Origin of the sequence: Trichocoleus sp. DQ-A1 (assembly GCF_039961955.1) — a bacterium.
Lineage (GTDB): Bacteria > Cyanobacteriota > Cyanobacteriia > Cyanobacteriales > FACHB-T130 > FACHB-T130.
Genome location: NZ_JAMPKE010000047.1, coordinates 1 through 16,763, shown reverse-complemented (window position 1 = coordinate 16,763; position 16,763 = coordinate 1). Strand labels below are relative to the sequence as shown.

At 45.4% G+C, this 16,763-nt stretch carries 10 protein-coding genes and 1 pseudogene; 6 read left to right on the top strand and 5 right to left on the bottom strand.

All coding sequences use genetic code 11. From position 1 onward, the window contains the following. Window positions 1-379 precede the first annotated feature (379 nt). The 3 genes from NDI33_RS25585 to NDI33_RS25575 all read left to right on the top strand — a co-directional run bounded on the left by NDI33_RS25585 (window position 380) and on the right by NDI33_RS25575 (window position 8,408). Window positions 380-4,783, top strand: a complete 4,404-nt coding sequence (locus tag NDI33_RS25585; RefSeq protein WP_190679225.1) for a PAS domain S-box protein — start codon at window positions 380-382, stop codon at window positions 4,781-4,783. Window positions 4,784-4,923: 140 nt separating this feature from the next. Continuing rightward, entirely contained in the window at window positions 4,924-7,719 is a 2,796-nt protein-coding gene (locus NDI33_RS25580) for a PAS domain S-box protein (RefSeq protein ID WP_190679223.1), read from the top strand. 212 nt (window positions 7,720-7,931) lie between these two features. Next, window positions 7,932-8,408 carry a hypothetical protein gene (locus tag NDI33_RS25575; protein ID WP_190679221.1) on the top strand — a complete coding sequence of 159 codons (477 nt, stop codon included), beginning with the start codon at window positions 7,932-7,934 and terminating at the stop codon, window positions 8,406-8,408. A 363-nt stretch (window positions 8,409-8,771) separates the two neighbouring features. Here NDI33_RS25575 and NDI33_RS25570 read toward each other — a convergent pair whose 3' ends face one another. After that, a complete protein-coding gene (locus NDI33_RS25570) occupies window positions 8,772-9,611 on the bottom strand; it encodes a hypothetical protein (RefSeq protein WP_190679219.1) in 840 nt (279 codons plus the stop codon). A 555-nt stretch (window positions 9,612-10,166) separates the two neighbouring features. Here NDI33_RS25570 and NDI33_RS25565 point away from each other — a divergent pair. Beyond that, a complete protein-coding gene (locus tag NDI33_RS25565) occupies window positions 10,167-12,563 on the top strand; it encodes a PhoX family phosphatase (RefSeq protein ID WP_190679217.1) in 2,397 nt (798 codons plus the stop codon). A 61-nt stretch (window positions 12,564-12,624) separates the two neighbouring features. Here the strand turns inward: NDI33_RS25565 and NDI33_RS25560 are convergent, their stop codons facing one another. Genes NDI33_RS25560 through hisG form a run of 3 tightly spaced genes read right to left on the bottom strand, consistent with a single transcriptional unit; the run spans window position 12,625 to window position 15,419 of the window. Beyond that, entirely contained in the window at window positions 12,625-14,499 is a 1,875-nt protein-coding gene (locus tag NDI33_RS25560; RefSeq protein ID WP_190531444.1) for an ABC transporter ATP-binding protein, read from the bottom strand. Window positions 14,500-14,526: 27 nt separating this feature from the next. Then, window positions 14,527-14,760, bottom strand: a complete 234-nt coding sequence (locus tag NDI33_RS25555) for a hypothetical protein (RefSeq protein ID WP_190531446.1) — start codon at window positions 14,758-14,760, stop codon at window positions 14,527-14,529. A 14-nt stretch (window positions 14,761-14,774) separates the two neighbouring features. Next, on the bottom strand, window positions 14,775-15,419 hold the full coding sequence (gene hisG / locus NDI33_RS25550; protein WP_190679215.1) for an ATP phosphoribosyltransferase: 645 nt from the start codon (window positions 15,417-15,419) through the stop codon (window positions 14,775-14,777). Between the two features lie 86 nt (window positions 15,420-15,505). On the opposite strand from hisG, the gene rppA reads away from it, so the two are divergent. Both rppA and NDI33_RS25540 read left to right on the top strand, forming a co-directional pair. Further along, the gene (gene rppA, locus NDI33_RS25545; protein ID WP_190679213.1) at window positions 15,506-16,213 is read left to right on the top strand and encodes a two-component system response regulator RppA; all 708 of its coding nucleotides are present in this window, start codon (window positions 15,506-15,508) and stop codon (window positions 16,211-16,213) included. Between the two features lie 211 nt (window positions 16,214-16,424). Beyond that, window positions 16,425-16,655: a hypothetical protein gene (locus NDI33_RS25540; protein WP_190679211.1), complete on the top strand. Its 231-nt coding sequence runs from the start codon at window positions 16,425-16,427 to the stop codon at window positions 16,653-16,655. A 2-nt stretch (window positions 16,656-16,657) separates the two neighbouring features. Here the strand turns inward: NDI33_RS25540 and NDI33_RS25535 are convergent. Then, window positions 16,658-16,763 (bottom strand): annotated as a pseudogene (locus tag NDI33_RS25535) (IS1 family transposase); the annotation flags it as partial.

Here is a 16,763-nt window from a genome sequence, read left to right as displayed (position 1 = left end):
CAGGTCTGGGTGCAGCGCACTCAGTTCAGAGGCATTTTGCAAAAGCTTATCGGATCGCCAAGCTCTCTAGCAACGTCCTGCACGCTTCTATGTCCTAATTTTCCTGAGAGCGCACAGTGGTTTTTTGATAAATATTAAGATTCAGCTATTTTGCTGATTCCAATTAGACCCTTTTAGTTTGATGATTTTAAATATTCATACTTGTCATTATCAGTATCACCCTATTTATTAACTTTATTTGTGCGTAGGTATACAGCGTTGATTCGCTTCATCAAAACTTTATATTACTAACTTTTTATAAATAAACGAAGCTTCTCAGGCAAAAATGAGTATTTTACGAATTGCCTAAATTAATGGTAGTTACCGAGGGTTTCTGTTGATGCAGTCTTTCAAGCCAAAAGTGTCTGAAGAGGAAATAAAATTAGATCCTGTATTTGTTCCGGAAAACCATTCTAAAAGACCTCCGAATAATTGGCTAAAACAGCTAATCCGTTGCTTAAGTATCCGGCAGAAAATTGGTTATGGATATGCTGTTGCCATTGGAATAGCAACTTTGGGGGCGAGTGCAGGGCTGCTCGTTGGCGAATATTACCAGCGACAGATGTCCCAGCAACTCAAATATGCACAGCAAGAAGCTTATCTTTTGAGTAGTTTGAAAATTGCTGTACTAGAAGCAAGAAACCAGCAGCAACAGTTAATTTATCAGTTAAGAAAACCAAAAGAGTTTCACAGCGAAGTTTTGCGCTTAGTAGAGAAAATTGAAAAGGTTGAAAAACTTTATTCACAAGTAAAGTTATTTGGTAATGAATCTCAATTATTCAAGCATTCAGCTCAAGAGATTGCGGAAGTCAAAAATTGGTTGAAAACTTACGACGGAACTGTAGAAGTTTATAGCCAAAACCTAAATGGAATCTTAAATAAAATTGATAAAGATGGTGGGTTGCAGCCTGAAACACTTCTAATAATCCAAAATTCCTTGCTGAATTTTACCAATACTCAGGAGGCGCTTAAGTTTGATAGTCTCTCAGATGATTTAACAAAATTGATTGAGGTTGCTAATCACGATGAGGAAGAAACAGCGATCGCTTTACAGCACGTCGAGAAACTGCGAATCCAGATAATTGTTACCAGTATGTTGCTGTCAATGGCGATCGCCGCGATAATCGCCCGCTATTCCAGTCGAGCGATCGCGCATCCTCTGGAAACTGCAACTCAAATTGCTCAGCAAGTTACCGAACAAGCAAATTTTACTCTCCAGGCACCCGTAATCACCGAGGATGAAGTTGGACGCCTGACAACCTCCCTCAACCAGCTAATCCGCAGCGTCGGCACCTACACCCAGGAACTGAAGCAAACCCAAGCACAGCTTCATCGCTTCTTCAACCTTTCATTCGATATGCTTTGTGTCGTCGGGTTTGACGGCTATTTTAAGCAGATAAACCCAGCTTTTGAAACAACACTTGGCTACACTGGCGAAGAAATTTTAGCAAAGCCATTGTTGAATTTTATTCATCCTGAAGATCGAGCAACCAGCATTGCTGAGGCAAGGAAACTTGCTAGCGGAGTCATGGTTAGCTCCTTTATAAACCGCTACGGCTGTAAAGACGGTTCCTATAAATGGCTGGAGTGGACGTGCGTCCCGTTTGCTCCAGAAGGTTTAATCTATGCGGTTGCCCGTGACATTAGCGATCGCATACACGCCGAAACAGCACGGCAGGAAAGCGAGCAGCAATTCAGAGCTTTGGTTGCTAATATTCCAGGTGCCATCTATCGGTGTAGCTGCGATGACGACTGGAAGATGGAGTTTATCAGCGATGCGATCGCAGAAATTTCTGGTTATCCGCCTGGGGACTTTATTCACAATCAAGTTCGCAGTTTTGCCAGTATTATTCATCCTGAAGATACCGCAATAGTGGACAGGCTTATCCAAGAGGCTGTGCAGAAAAAACAGCCTTTTATCATTGAGTACCGAATCATTCGAGCCGATGGAAGTATCCGATGGGTCTACGAGAAAGGTCAGGGCATATTCAATTCCACCGGAGAGCTTCTGTGTCTAAACGGGGCAATCTTTGATATTAGCGATCGCAAGCAAACAGAAGAGGCATTACACTCATCAAACCGGCGAGTCTTCAAGGTTCTTGAAAGCATCACGGATGCCTTTTATGCCCTCAACCATCAGTGGCAGTTCACCTATATCAACAAGCAAGCGGAGCTACTTTTACAGAGAACCCGGTCCGAACTTCTGGGCACGAATATTTGGGATCGGTTTCCCGCTGCAATTGGGTCAAATTTTTACAATCAATATCACCAGAGTGCTGCTGAACAAGTCTCTATCACGTTTGAAGAATTTTACCCAGCTCTCGATATCTGGGTTGAAGTCCGTGCCTACCCCAGTGAAGAGGGGCTTTCTGTCTACTTCCACGACATCACTGAGCGGAAAGCTGCTGAAAAAGCCCTAGCAGAGCGAGCTAGACTAGCCGCATTTCGTGCTGATATTGGATCTGCTCTCACTCAAAGCGATTTACAAGGTATCCTGCAACGCTGCGTCTTGGCTGTGGTTAAACACCTAGATGCAGCATTCGCCCGCATTTGGATGCTCAATGTTGAGGAAAACGTACTAGAGCTGCAAGCTAGTGCAGGGATATATACTCACCTAAACGGCAATCATCGCCGCGTTAAAGTCGGACAATTCAAAATCGGTCTGATTGCTCAAGAGCGAAAACCACACTTAACGAATTCTGTCCTTGACGATCCTCGTGTTAGCGATAAAGATTGGGCGAAGCGAGAGGGAATGGTTGCTTTTGCTGGCTATCCCTTAATGCTCCAAGGTCAGATGGTAGGAGTGATTGCAATGTTTACCCGCCATACCTTGAGCGAATCTATTTTCAAGGCGCTAGAATTTGCCGCCGATGAAATTGTCATAGGGATTAAACGCAAGCAGGCAGAGGAAGCACTCCAAAGATCGCTCAAAGATTTGTCTGACGTCAAATTTGCCTTAGATCAGGCGGCGATTGTTGCTATCACCGATCGAAGAGGAATGATTAACTATGTCAACAATAAATTTTGTGAAATATCCAAATATTCCCCAAAAGAACTGATAGGACAAGACCAACGAATTCTTAATTCAGGTTATCATTCACAAGAATTTTTTAGCAAGCTTTGGTCAACAATTTCTAGCGGCAAGGTTTGGAGAGGTCAAATTAAGAACAGAGCTAAAGATGAAACTTATTACTGGGTTGATACTGCCATCGTTCCTGTTCTGGACGAGCGAGGAAATCCTTTCCAGTATTTAGCAATCTGCTCCGACATCACCGATCGCAAAGCCGCTGAGGAAGCGTTGCGGCTATCGGAAGCCCGGTTCCGAGAACTGGCGGCTCAAGAAGAACTTTTCAATCATTTAGCTAGCCAGATCCGTAACTCTTTAGAACTGGATACCATTCTAGAGACGGCTGTTCATGAAATCTATCATCGGTTGCACCTAGATACGTGCATCTTTTCCTGGTACCGTCCTGACATGGAGCCTGTTAGCTGGGAAGCGGTGAAGGAAGCCAAAAAGACCGATCTTCGTAGTTGGGTGGGTTTTTTCCCGGATGAAGCCTTTGGTGCATTTACTGAGAAAATCCTGCGCCAAGAAATTGTTCGCGTCGATGATGTCAAGACTCTAAACAACGATCTGCCGTTACAGCAGCTGTTATTGACAACGGGTGCGGCTTCTGTGTTGGGGCTACCACTTCAAACACAATTCGGTAGGATTGGCTTGATAATTTGTAATCGCATCCAAGAAGCAAAACCTTGGACGGATGCTGATGTGGCACTGCTTTGCGCGATCGCTAATCAGATGGCGATCGCGATTAACCAAGCTGAACTCTACGCCGACGCTAGTAATTCTGCCCATCTTGCCCAAGATAAAGCCTTGCAACTGGAACAAACATTGCAAGAACTCCAAGAAACTCAAATTCAGCTGATTCAAGCCGAAAAAATGTCCAGCCTCGGTCAGATGGTTGCTGGCATTGCCCACGAATTTAATAACCCGGTTAACTTTATCCACGGCAATCTGCAACACATGAACGACTACGTTCAAGACTTACTTAACTTAGTGAAACTTTATCAGCAACAATATTCTAATCCCGCGCCGGAAATTCGGAATTTTGTAGAGAAAATTGACCTAGAATTTATCGCTCAAGACCTACCCAAAATGCTGTCTTCTATGAATATAGGGACGCAGCGAATTCGCGAGCTAGTCTTATCCTTGCGGAACTTCTCGCGCCTTGATGAAGCGGAGATGAAAGCCGTTGACCTGCACGAAGGCATGGATAATACGCTGTTAATTTTAAATAACCGTCTCAAAAAAGAGATTAATGTTATTAAACACTATGGCAAGTTACCTCTTGTTGAGTGTTATCCTGCACAGCTCAATCAAGTATTCATGAATATCCTGAGTAATGCGATTGATGCACTGCTGGCTCAGAAAGAGCGGGAAGATAAACAAATTGTTATTTCTAGCCAAGTATTAGGAAAAAATCAGATAATTGTGAGAATTCGGGATAATGGTTCTGGAATCCCACAACCAATTCTAGAGAAAATATTTGACCCGTTTTTTACAACTAAAGATGTCGGGAAGGGAACTGGCTTAGGCCTTTCGATTTCCTATCAAATTATGGAAAAGCATCATGGAAAAATTATGGTGAGTTCCCAGATGGATGAAGGAACAGAATTTGCAATCTATCTTCCGATTAAGCAGTCAGGTTTGTCTGTAAAATTGGTTCTAGCCAAGTCAAATTAAGATTCGCCTGCTGTAATTTGCTTCCCGCCAACACAAGTCTTGGTTAAACAGTTTTAATCCAAATTTTTGTAGCTGAAGAATCTGAACCAATAGCACCATCATGTAGAATCAACAAATTCTGAATAAGCATCTCAAAAAATATGTCAGAAAGTCGTGTAACCTTCAACGCCGAGGAAGTGTTGCCGGACGAGCGCAACTTCGTCGCCGCTGTTCTAGATACAGCAGCAACTTTGGTAGTGGTTCTCGATACCCAGGGGCGAATTGTCGTTTTTAATCAAGCTTGCCAGCAAACCACTGCTTACTCGGCGGAGGAAGTCAAAGGCAGACCATTCTGGGATTTATTTCTGCTGCCAGAAGAAGTGGAATCTGTCAAAGCGGTCTTCAAAAATCTTCAAGCGGGTCAGTTTCCAAACCAGTATGACAACTATTGGTTAACGCGCGATCGCGATCGCCGTTTGATTGCTTGGTCGAATACGGCGCTGCTCGACTCCTCTGGTGGGGTCAAGTACATCATCGGTACGGGGATTGACATTACCGAGCGTCACCAGGCAGAGCAAGCCCTAAAAAAGGCAAAGGCTGAGCTAGAAATCAGGGTCGAAGAGCGGACGGCTGAACTTAGGAAAGCCAACGAGCAATTGCAGGAAGAAATGCTAGAGCGCCAGCGTACCGAGGTGGCGCTCGAACAGAGCTATAGCCTCTTGCAGGCAGTTATTGAAGGAACACCCGATGCCATCTTTGTCAAGGATCTACAATACCGGGTGGTGATGGCGAATTCAGGTTTTGGCACTATTCTGAATCGGCAGGTGGAGGAAATTATTGGCAAGGATAATACCGAGTTGTTGCCGCCTGAGATTGCCCGTCAGATAACCGAAACTGACCGCCGCGTTATGACATCGGGTGAACCGGAAATGGTTGAGGAAGTTGTCACCATCATGGGAATCACCAAGATTTATCTCTCTACAAAAAGCGTTTTGCGCGATCCTTCTGGAAATGTCATAGGTCTAGTCGGCGTCTCGCGGGATATCACCGAGCGTAAAGCTGCTGAGGAGGCGCTACGAGAATCCGAAGAGCGTTATCGTCACTTTATTGAGACTGCCTTAGAAGGAATTTGGGTGATCGACGCTGAAAGCAAGACGATTTTTGTCAATCGCACACTGGCAGAAATGCTTGGCTACAGCATTGAGGAGATGCAGGGTAAGTCGCTATTTGATTTCATGGATGATGAAGGGAAAGCGATCGCGGCTCGCCAAGTCGAGCTTCGCCGCCAAGGTATCGAGGCCAAGATTGATTTTAAATTATGTCGCAAAGATGGCTCGTTTCGATGGGCAATTGTTTCGACCTCTCCCATCTTCGATTCAGCGGGGAAGTATGCTGGAGCCTTTGCGATGATTACGGATATCACCGATCGCCGACAGGCGGAAGAAGCACTGCGCGAAAGTGAGGCGCGACTAAGAGAACAGGCAAGGCGGGAAAACTTGCTCAACCGTCTCGCTAGCCAAATCCGTAACAGTCTTAACTTAGACAAAGTTTTGGAAACAACGGTTCAAGAGATCCGCAATTTGTTGCAGATTGAGCGGTGTCATTTTGCCTGGTATTACCCTGACAGAGAGGAACCCGGTTGGGCAATTGTCAAGGAAGCTCGCAATTCGGAGCTTTCCGATCTTAGAGGTTATTACCCGATTGCTGCTGTCGGATCGATGGGGCAAAAACTTTTGAACCTGGAAATGCTGCGGATAGATGATATCGAGAAACTGAGCCAGAAGCCGCGAGGCGCAGCTCAGCCAAGCGAGGAGCCGCGAAGCGTGGCATACGCTAGCGATCGCCTGTGGCGTAGATTTCTGCGTTCGATAGGCTTCGCCTCTATCTTGGTGCTGCCCATTCAAACTCGATCGGGTACCATTGGTATCCTGAGTTGTTGCCAGAGTTCTGCACCCAGACCTTGGAGAGATTGGGAAGTCGAACTGCTGCACGCTGTAACCGACCAACTTGCGATCGCGATTAACCAAGCCGAACTCTACGCCGCCACCCGCACCACTGCCAAACAATTCCAAGAACAAGCCGCCAAACTCGAACAAACCCTCTCCGAACTCCAACAAACCCAAGCTCAATTGGTACAGACAGAAAAAATGTCGAGTTTAGGGCAGTTGGTTGCCGGTATTGCCCATGAAATTAATAATCCCGTCAACTTTATCTATGGCAACTTAGCTCACACAGACGAATACACCAAAGACCTCCTGAATCTACTAAAGCTCTACCAACAGCACTATTTCCATCCAGTCCCTGAGATTCAAGACGAAATGGCGGCTATCGATCTAGATTTCCTGATCGGAGACCTTCCTAAGATGCTAACTTCTATGAAAGTAGGTGCTGAGCGGATTCGTCAGATTGTCTTATCACTGCGGAACTTCTCCCGTCTGGATGAAGCAGAAATGAAGGCGGTTGATATTCATGAAGGGGTTGAGAGCAGTCTCCTAATCCTACAAAATCGCCTGAAAACAAAACCTGACCATCCTGGCATTCAACTAATAAAGGAATACGGCGACTTGCCGCAAGTAGAATGCTATGCCGGACAATTGAATCAAGTCTTTATGAATCTACTGACGAATGCAATCGATGCCTTAGAAGAGAGAATGGAACGTGGAGAAGAAAATACTAAGTCCTACATTCCTAAAATTTGCATTCGCACCTCTGTTGTCAACTCCGATCGGGTATTAATTAGTATTGCCGATAACGGTCTAGGGATGACGGAAGCCATGAAAAAACAGCTATTCAATCCCTTTTTTACAACCAAACCCGTAGGCAAAGGCACGGGGTTAGGTTTATCGATCAGCTATCAAATTGTGGTAGAAAAACACGGAGGTCAATTGCACTGCCTTTCCGAACCGGGGCAAGGTACAGAGTTTGCGATCGCAATTCCCATTCAGCAGCACAGTTAGGCTCCATTGGAGAAGATTTTTACTTAAATTCACTATACCTAACTACCCGCTTCTATTTTTCGTCTTTACTGAGAATTAACCTTCGCTTAGTGGCTGATTAATTCTACGAGTGTTAGTCTGTTAGTGCTGAAGTGCGATCGCAAAGATAAGCTGTGTCAAAAAGGACTTTCAGTAGAAGGAATAAAGCGATAAAATTTTAACGAGTAACAGCAATGGGTATCCATCGCGGCATCGTTTCAGCCACATTTTTAATTTTTACAGGATTGAGCGCGATCGTTCCCCCTGTTTTCTCTCAAATTCAGGAGTTTACAACTCAACAACCGGAACGCCAACAAATCGATCTAATTTTTAGCCCGAACACCAATCAAAGTTTTGAAGACGTGCTTGAGCAAGCAGAATCGATTGCTAGCAATTCTGTTGAGCAGGGATTCGCACAAAATCCGGAGGTTACACAAATTTATATCAGAATTTTCGGTGATGTCAAAGGACAAGTAGCCCCGCTTCTATTTTCAAAAGTGTATCGTTCTGATTGGCAGACAGAACCTAAAATTGATCGTTGGATTCGATATTTTGATAATTCTGGATTGCTACTAGGCTTTTATAATAATTCATCTAATTCCTCGTCACCTCCGATTCCACCGACATCCACCTTCAGCCGCGAAGACGATCCGGGTTTTCGGGATGATTAATCTACAGGTAAATATACACGGCGCAATTATTCGCGCATCTAGTACATTTCAGTTAAAATTTGAAGACAAAACTTCAGCATCTCTCAATCTTGCTCTTCCCAAAGTGCAAGAAAACGTAAGAAGTTGCTTCGATCCCCTTAGCCTCCCTTTTTAAGCGGGAGAATTTTTTCAAAGCCCCCCTTTTGAAGGGGGATTTAGGGGGGATATCTACCGTTTCAGCGTCTCGATTCAGACTTTTCAGACATTCTCTAAGCTGCTTCTTTGCTCCCACTTAATGAGCCTTGGAGAGAATCTAAGAATTACAGAAATAACCGAAAATTATTCATTGCGTCTCTAAGTATAAAAAACGCTAAAATAATCTTTTTAAGACAACAAACCTGAATTTTTCTTTCTACCCTTTAACCTGGTTACTGCTGCTAAAGTTCCAAAAAGAAGTATACCCAATGTAGGAGTATTTTCAGGAACAACTGCTGCCTCTGCCTCATCAACCACTAAGGCAGAAATCCGTGTTCCATCCCCAACATCCACAACCCCAATCCCTAAAGTATATTCCCCTGAGGCTGGAAGAATATAAGAAAAAGCTTGCCATCCAGTTTCTTTATTAAAGACACTTGAAGAGTTACTGAATTTTGAAATCGTATCCGCTAAATTAAAGAATTGAGTACCAGAATCTGACTGAAGACTTACAAAAGCAAAGTCATTAAAATCAGGATAGGTAAAGTCATCAACCGCAGATTGCTCAACAGCCTCATTCGTGAGGAAGTTCCAAGAAAAAGATAACTTTTGCCCAGCACTGCCTTTAAAAGTTTGCTTAATGGCAGATCCCTCAATCGGCTCTGCGGTAGCTATAGCGTATAAAGATTGATCGCCCAAGAAAGTTGAGAAACCCAAGAATCCTTCTAAAGTTTCTTCTTCAGCAAAGCCAGAAATGAAAGTGACGGGAGCAGCATTACCGCCAATAATCGGATTAGAATTATTGTCGAGACTAAAAGTTTCTTGGTATGCAGTTGAGAGAAAAGCCTGGTTTTTTCCTTGGAATGGCTTAATTCCAAAATCTGAAGTTTCTATTCGATAATCGCCTAGGGCTTTCCAACTCTGAAACCCTTGTTCAAATCCTCTATTTAGAACAGCAGCCTTTACTGTAGATGGAAATACTACACTTACACTGATAGCCAGTGCTGCAAGACTAATTGTTTTTATCATTAAGTTAACTCCTAATTTTTTCTGCCAAAAAGGTCATTTTTAAATTTCTGCTAATTTTTAAAAGCAGGCTTAGTTTAGCTTTTTAAGTATTTTCACTGATATCTCTATTAAAAGCATTTTTGGTTAAGCGAACATTAATAGAGGAATAAGACCTGCTAAAATTTTGCTTAACAATCTTATTGACAACTTCTTGATAAATTTATATTTTATTAATCTTTTATTAACCCAGAGATTAAAGAAGCTTAATTCTACGTCAGTAGTATTCCAGAGGGTGCGTAGAAACACTCAGATTTGGCGGTGGAAGTCGAGTATGAGGGAGCCGCCCATTCGACTAAAGAGAACAAAAAGCAGGCAGGATGCTACAGGTATAGATACTTATGCCGATGGCTTGAGGTAATGCTGCGTTGACTAGCCGTTGACATGAATGCTGTGGCTTAGCTGTCGCAGCATTTTTGGTTGACTGTTTAAGCTTTATAGAGGTTAGCTCGGCTAAATTCCTGTCAAATAATGACTCAAAATTTTTGATTATTGCGATCGCAAAAAGAGAGGAATTTAATGTCTAAGTTCAGTCGGAGGCAGCTACTAATTTTTTTTGGGGCGAGTGCCGGTACTGCTGTACTAGCTCCTACTTTAGGGAGACAGCATTTTGGCAGCAATCCTAACGTTGCCCAAGCGGTTCTACCACTGAAATTTACCCCAGTGCGATTGCCGCATCCTTTACCGATTTACCAAGAACAAAAAAGTTTTTACGCCACAGCCATTAATTATCAAGGAAGCGTACTTAATGCTTCTACCGATACTCGGTTAAGCACCTACAACATCGTTGATGATGTAGTGGTGCCCCCAGAGTACGAACGTTATGTGATTGTACGTTGGGGCGATCGCGTTTATCCCAACCCAGAAGAATACTTTGGCTACAACAACGACTACACCGGCTTTGTTCCCCTGGATGGCAGAAATCCCAACGACGGCTACCTTTGGGTAAATCACGAGTATGTCTCCTACCCGTTTACTTTTACACTCCCTGAAGTCCCAGAGGATTTAGCAGGATTACCTGAGTCTTATCCCTTAGTCGTTGGGCAGCGTTTACCGGCTGACAAAACCGATCTTCTCCTGTTGGGCGAAATCATGTACAACATGGGCGGTTCGGTTCTGCGGATGGCACGCCAAAATCGCGCCGGACGCTATTCGATTGTTAAAGATCCCAACAATCGACGCCTTCATGGTCTTTCCGGTTTAGGGATTAACAGCCAGCGTTCCGATCAGTATAAAACTATTACTTCTTGGGGTTCCAAGAGCTACCAGAAAGGCGATCAAAACTACCTGTTGAGTACGGGACCCGCTGCCACCCAAGTATTTCCTCTCAGCGTAGATGGGCTGGGTAACAAAATCATTGGCACTGCCTACAACTGCTCTGGCGGCACTACTCCCTGGGGAACCATCCTCTCAGCGGAAGAAAACTTTCAGGCAAGCACAGCCTTTTTTGTAGGAGTCACAGAATCTGTAAAATCTGATGGTACTCAGACTAGCTACACCGCCGGTACCAGTGGGGAAAAATTTGGTTTAGTCGGGGAAAAATACGGCTGGATGGTGGAAATTGATCCTAGTAACCCGAATTTTCGCCCGCGCAAGCACACCGCATTAGGTCGTTACCGTCATGAAAACATTGCTATGCGGGTGGAAGCTGGGAAAAAATTAGTTGCCTACATGGGTGATGACCGACGCGGCGGACACACCTGGAAATTTATCAGCAAAGGCACAGTTTCTTCCCCGAATAGCAAGAACAACAGCGCTTTATTTGAAGAGGGGACGCTATACGTCGCTCGTTACAATCCTGACGGGACAGGAACATGGATTCCCCTAGATTTGAATGCTACTACCAATCCGATTCCGCCATCTGTCCTTGGCTCAAAAGAAATTGCCGCTTTGGGCAAAGCAAGCCGGAATGCCTTGATTAAACTACCCAAACGGAACGGTGTTGCAGCTCAAACGACAGATGGCGGTGCATTCAACTTAGACACCACCAATGAAGCCACAGCGCTGGCAGGTTATCAAGGTAAGAAGCTGTCTAACTTCTATACCAGCCAAGGGGCTGTCCTTGTGGATGCCTTCTTAGCCGCCAACTTAGTTGGGGGAACGCCTACCGCACGTCCCGAAGATATTGAAGTTCATCCCCGTACTAAGGATGTATTTATTGCCTACACGGATGGTGCGGCGGGAAGTGATGGCTACCCCGATTCTCGAATCTTTGTGGTTTCTAAGTACAGCCCTGCTGTCAACGCCGGACAACCTTCGGGCGAACTGTTCAAAATTATGGAAAACAGCTCGGATGGCACGGGTACAACTTTCCGCTGGCAGCGCTTTGCCAAAGGCGGGGAGGCAGGGGCAGAACCGGGTTCGGGTTTTGCCAATGTAGATAACTTGGCATTTGACCCCCAAGGAAATATTTGGGGCGTCACGGATATGTCTACTAGCGCTCACAATGGTTTCGATGTTGGTGCTGCCGCAACGCCATTAGCGATAGACCACAGGGTAGTGGGTTCTAACTCTCCTAGTGTGGATGATTCTAATCTCAATGTTCAAACTTCTAACCTGATTGGGGTTTTTGGCAATAACTGGCTCTTTTTCATTCCCACCACTGGCCCGGATGCCGGAGAAATCGTCCCCTTTGCCTACGGTCCTCCACGTTGCGAGTTGACGGGGCCGACTTTTATCGGCGATACGTTGATTCTTTCGGTGCAGCACCCCGGTGAAGATTGTCCATTTACCCCTCAGCAAACACTGAGCCGAACGATTGAGATGCTGGACTTGAATGGCACTCTATTCAACCAACAGCGCACGGTTCCTCGGGGCAGTAATTGGCCTAGCAATATTGAGGGAAATCCTCAAGGACCACCACGTCCTTCAGTGATTGGCATTCGCCGCAAGCAGTCAAATGGCACATTTGTTTAATTAAGTAAAAGGCAAAAGAAAGAGACAAGAATCTTTCTTTTGCCTTTTTACTTTTGTCTGCTTAAGTGCCTAACATTTGCAACTGATACAAACTGGCGTAGAGTCCGCCTTGGCGCAACAATTGATCGTGGCTGCCCGACTCTACCAGTTGCCCTCGCTTCAGCACCAAAATCCGGTCTACATTGCGGATGGTTGAGAGACGGTGCGCGATGATAATGGCGGTGCGTCCCTCCAGCAATTTGTCGAGGGCATCTTGAATTAAGGCTTCTGTACCTACGTCTAGACTGGCTGTTGCTTCATCTAGCACTAAAATACGGGGATTGCGGATAGCGGCACGGGCAAATGCTAAGAGTTGCTTTTGTCCGCTGGAGATATTAGTGCCTCGTTCTCTAAGTTGGGTATCGTAGCCTTGAGGCAGTTGTTCGATAAAACTGGCAACATTGGTTTTTTCGGCGGCTTGTCGAATTTCTTCAAAGGAGTAAGTATCTCCTAGAGTAATGTTGCTCTTCACGTCACCGGCAAACAGAAAGCCATCTTGAAGGATGACGCCTAGGTGTTCCCGCAGTTCTCTTTGGGGTAAGTCCCGGACATTGACACCATCGAGGAAAATGCGACCTTCGGTGGTTTCGTAAAGGCGACACAGCAGACGAATAATCGAACTTTTACCGGCACCTGTGGGGCCAACGAGAGCGACTTTTTCGCCGGGATGGATGGTGAAGTTTAGGTCTTTGAGGACGTATTCATCATTTTTATAGGCAAAGGAGACATTTTCAAAGCGAATTTCACCTTTGGCGGTTGGGGATGGGGAATGGGAAATTCTCCTGGGTTCCTCTGCTACAGACGGGATAATTCCCCTGTCTATAAGCTGTTTTTGTGTCCCTTCAGGATCGCGGATTTCAATTGGTTCGTTGAGAATATCGGTGATGCGTTCGACGGCGGTGAAACCAGATTGCAGGGAGGTGAATTTTTCAGCAAATTGTCGCAAGGGATCGAAGAGACGCTGGGCATACAGGATAAAGGCAGAGAGGGTGCCAAAACTGAGGGCTTTGCCCATAATCATTTGTCCACCTAACCAGAGTACGCCCGCGATCGCTACCAGTGCAATCCACTCCAAGGTGGCTGATACGGCTGAGTCGTGAAAAATGGTTTTATCCACTTCCTCGATGTACCGCTGATTCGTCACCCGAAACAGTTCTGAGTTGAATTTCTCTCGCCGGAATAGCTGCACGACGTTCACCCCAACGATGTTTTCTTGCAGCGTTGAGTTGAGTGCAGACAGTTCTTCTCTGGCTTTGTAATTGGCTTTGCGATACTGCTGTTGGAAGTAAATAATCAAAGCCGTGACTGGTACCAACATCAGTGTCAGCATCAATGCCAACTGCCATTGCAGCAAAAACATGGTGACAGCGATCGCTAAAATCGATACCAGATCGCTGACAATGCCAATGGCACCTGTGGAAAAGACATCCCCTAGTGCTTCGACATCGCTGGTGAGGCGGGTAATCAATCGTCCTACAGGGGTGCGGTCAAAAAATCGCACCGCTAAGGACGTGACGTGATGAAATAAGTCAGTGCGAATCTCGGCGGTAATTTGCTGCCCCACCTTCTGCACGGTGTAACCTTGGGCGGCGGTGAACACCATCCGAACGATCATCGTTAGCAGCAGTAAAACGGCGAGAAGATTGATTCCTTCCAACAAGCCTTTACCTTGAAGAAAAGACCAGACTTCTTCCCCGCGAATCAGCGAAATTGCTTGCCCCACGATGATCGGTTGAATTGCCCCTGCGACTGACAGCGGCACCAACAACAGGATAGAAATTATCAGCAGACGACTGCTTTTCCGTGCGTAGGGGACTAGGCGCAGGAAGAGTCGCCAGTCGCTTTCACGAACGCGCGATCGCTCTCTAGTTTCCGTCAGAGGCGGGGATTGAGTCATGCTGCCACTATGTTCTTTCTACTTATTTCATTGTTCCCCTTTCACCAGTGCTGTAGCAGCTGCCTGTAGAGATAGGTAAGCTGTTTCAGGTTGCCCATTGATGTAGGATTTGCCATCTACCGATTCGCACAGAGTTCCGACTTTCTCGCCATCAGCGCCATATACTTCTAGCACATCTTGGAGAATATTCGGGTCAAAACCTTGCACAATTGAACTCCAAGCATTTTTATCAACCGAGCAAATCCTAATTGTTTCGTCCATTTGATCGCCTTGCGCTAGCAATTAATTAGAACAGCGCTTCTGATATCTTCGACCCATTGATGGATATCGCCCATATTCAGGCGATAACTCCGAGGGTGGGCAATTAACCGCGCTGTACTTTCAAATAGTGTATCAATCTCGATCAAGCCATTTTCGCTCAGGGTGCGACCTGTGGAAACTAAATCCACAATCGCCTCGGACATCCCGGTAATCGGCCCTAGTTCTACGGAACCAGACAAAGGCACAATTTCTACGGGTAAATCTAAGCTTTCAAAGTATTCGTAGGCACAGTGAACAAACTTAGACGCGACTCGACCGTGGGGCGGCAGTTGTAAGACTGACCGATAAAGGCTAGAAGACTTTACCGCCACTGACAGCCGACAAGAACCAAATCGGAGGTCAGCTAGATGAGCAACCTGGGGGTTTTTCTCCCGCAGAACATCGTAACCGACTATCCCTAAATGTGCTTGCCCATATTCCACATAAACTGGGACATCTTGCGCCCTTACCAGTAGGGCTTGGGCGGTGCCGGTGGGGTCTTGTATTTGCAGTTGGCGGTTGCCAGAATCTTTGAAGGCGCTAAAGTCGAGTCCGACACTTTGCAGTAGACGAATGCTATCAGATAAGAGTGCGCCTTTGGGCAATGCAACGGTAAGCATAGAATAGAGTTCTGAGTGTTAAGTATTGAGTTCTGGATGTCACAAGGTAACTCATAACTCATACCTCATAATTCATAACTTTTGTGATGCGAATTCTCTTGGTAGATGATGAAGTTGAGCTGACTGAACCGCTGAGTCGCGTGCTAAGTCGTGAAGGCTACAGCGTTGAGTTGGCTTATGATGGGGCGTCTGGCAACCAGATGGCGCTGCAAGGAGGCTATGACTTGCTGATTTTGGATTGGATGCTGCCGCAGATCAGCGGGTTGGAAATTTGTCAGCAGATGCGATCGCGCAAAGATGCTACACCCGTCCTCTTTCTCACTGCCAAAGATACCCTAGACGACCGCGTGCTGGGTTTGGACGCCGGTGCGGATGACTACCTAGTGAAGCCGTTTGAATTGCGAGAGTTACTCGCACGAGTCCGCGCCTTGCTGCGTCGTTCCGCGACTGATGCGCCTGCTAGCGCGACGATAGAAGCGCACTACCATCCTCACTTACTTCAGATTGGAGATTTAGAACTAGATTGTGAAAACCAGCTAGCTTATCGTCACGGACGCACCATTGAGTTATCGGAGAAAGAAACTCATCTGCTGGAATATTTTATGCGTCACGCAGGGCAGTTGCTGACTCACGCCCAGATTCATCAACATTTGTGGAACCCGGAGGAACAACCCAGCAGTAACGTTTTAGCCGCTTTAATTCGGCTTTTGCGGCGCAAAATTGAAGCGGCTGGGGAGATGCCTTTGATTCACACTGTCTACGGCAAAGGTTATCGCCTCGGAGATGGTGGCTAAGGCGGCTTTCTAACTTTCAGTAGCAAGATTTAAAAAGCAATCTTTTGATATTTGTCAACTATCATTAGTAGTATTTCAACACCATTGTCTATATTCGCTTTCCTAACAGTAGCGATCGCTTGGTATCGTCTACACAAAACTATGGGTTTAGCTGTTGAGCTGTCTATTGATATTGCTTAGAATAAGCCTAAATTACAAGGAGCTATTTTATATGATGCTTGGAGATTTGGAAGACCCCTTGATAGCTTGGGATTTAAGAAACTTACAAAGAATTGCTACTACTATTCTTTTTCTCCTTTTAGTATTCTTCTTTAGTTGGCTGAATCGAAAAAATCGATATGTTTTATGGGCTATTTTTTCTGGTGCTATCTTGACATTTATCTTCTTATTGGTTACGCGCAATAATCACGGATTAGCTTTTTTTACTTTTAAATTTTGGTAGTGCTAAACACGTAATGATGCGTTGTAGTAGTGGATAAAGTACCAGATTGCCCCAATGTGATTCTCCAACGATTTGGAGAAAGACAAGGTTTTTCGCACCAACCGAGAC

Bases quoted from the DNA above. Each gene is read 5' to 3' on its own strand.
- hisG (WP_190679215.1), bottom strand. From the start codon at position 15,419: ATGCTTACCGTTGCATTGCCCAAAGGCGCACTCTTATCTGATAGCATT.
- NDI33_RS25580 (WP_190679223.1), top strand. From the start codon at position 4,924: ATGTCAGAAAGTCGTGTAACCTTCAACGCCGAGGAAGTGTTGCCGGAC.
- rppA (WP_190679213.1), top strand. From the start codon at position 15,506: ATGCGAATTCTCTTGGTAGATGATGAAGTTGAGCTGACTGAACCGCTG.
- NDI33_RS25565 (WP_190679217.1), top strand. From the start codon at position 10,167: ATGTCTAAGTTCAGTCGGAGGCAGCTACTAATTTTTTTTGGGGCGAGT.
- NDI33_RS25585 (WP_190679225.1), top strand. From the start codon at position 380: ATGCAGTCTTTCAAGCCAAAAGTGTCTGAAGAGGAAATAAAATTAGAT.
- NDI33_RS25540 (WP_190679211.1), top strand. From the start codon at position 16,425: ATGATGCTTGGAGATTTGGAAGACCCCTTGATAGCTTGGGATTTAAGA.
- NDI33_RS25555 (WP_190531446.1), bottom strand. From the start codon at position 14,760: ATGGACGAAACAATTAGGATTTGCTCGGTTGATAAAAATGCTTGGAGT.
- NDI33_RS25560 (WP_190531444.1), bottom strand. From the start codon at position 14,499: ATGACTCAATCCCCGCCTCTGACGGAAACTAGAGAGCGATCGCGCGTT.
- NDI33_RS25575 (WP_190679221.1), top strand. From the start codon at position 7,932: ATGGGTATCCATCGCGGCATCGTTTCAGCCACATTTTTAATTTTTACA.
- NDI33_RS25570 (WP_190679219.1), bottom strand. From the start codon at position 9,611: ATGATAAAAACAATTAGTCTTGCAGCACTGGCTATCAGTGTAAGTGTA.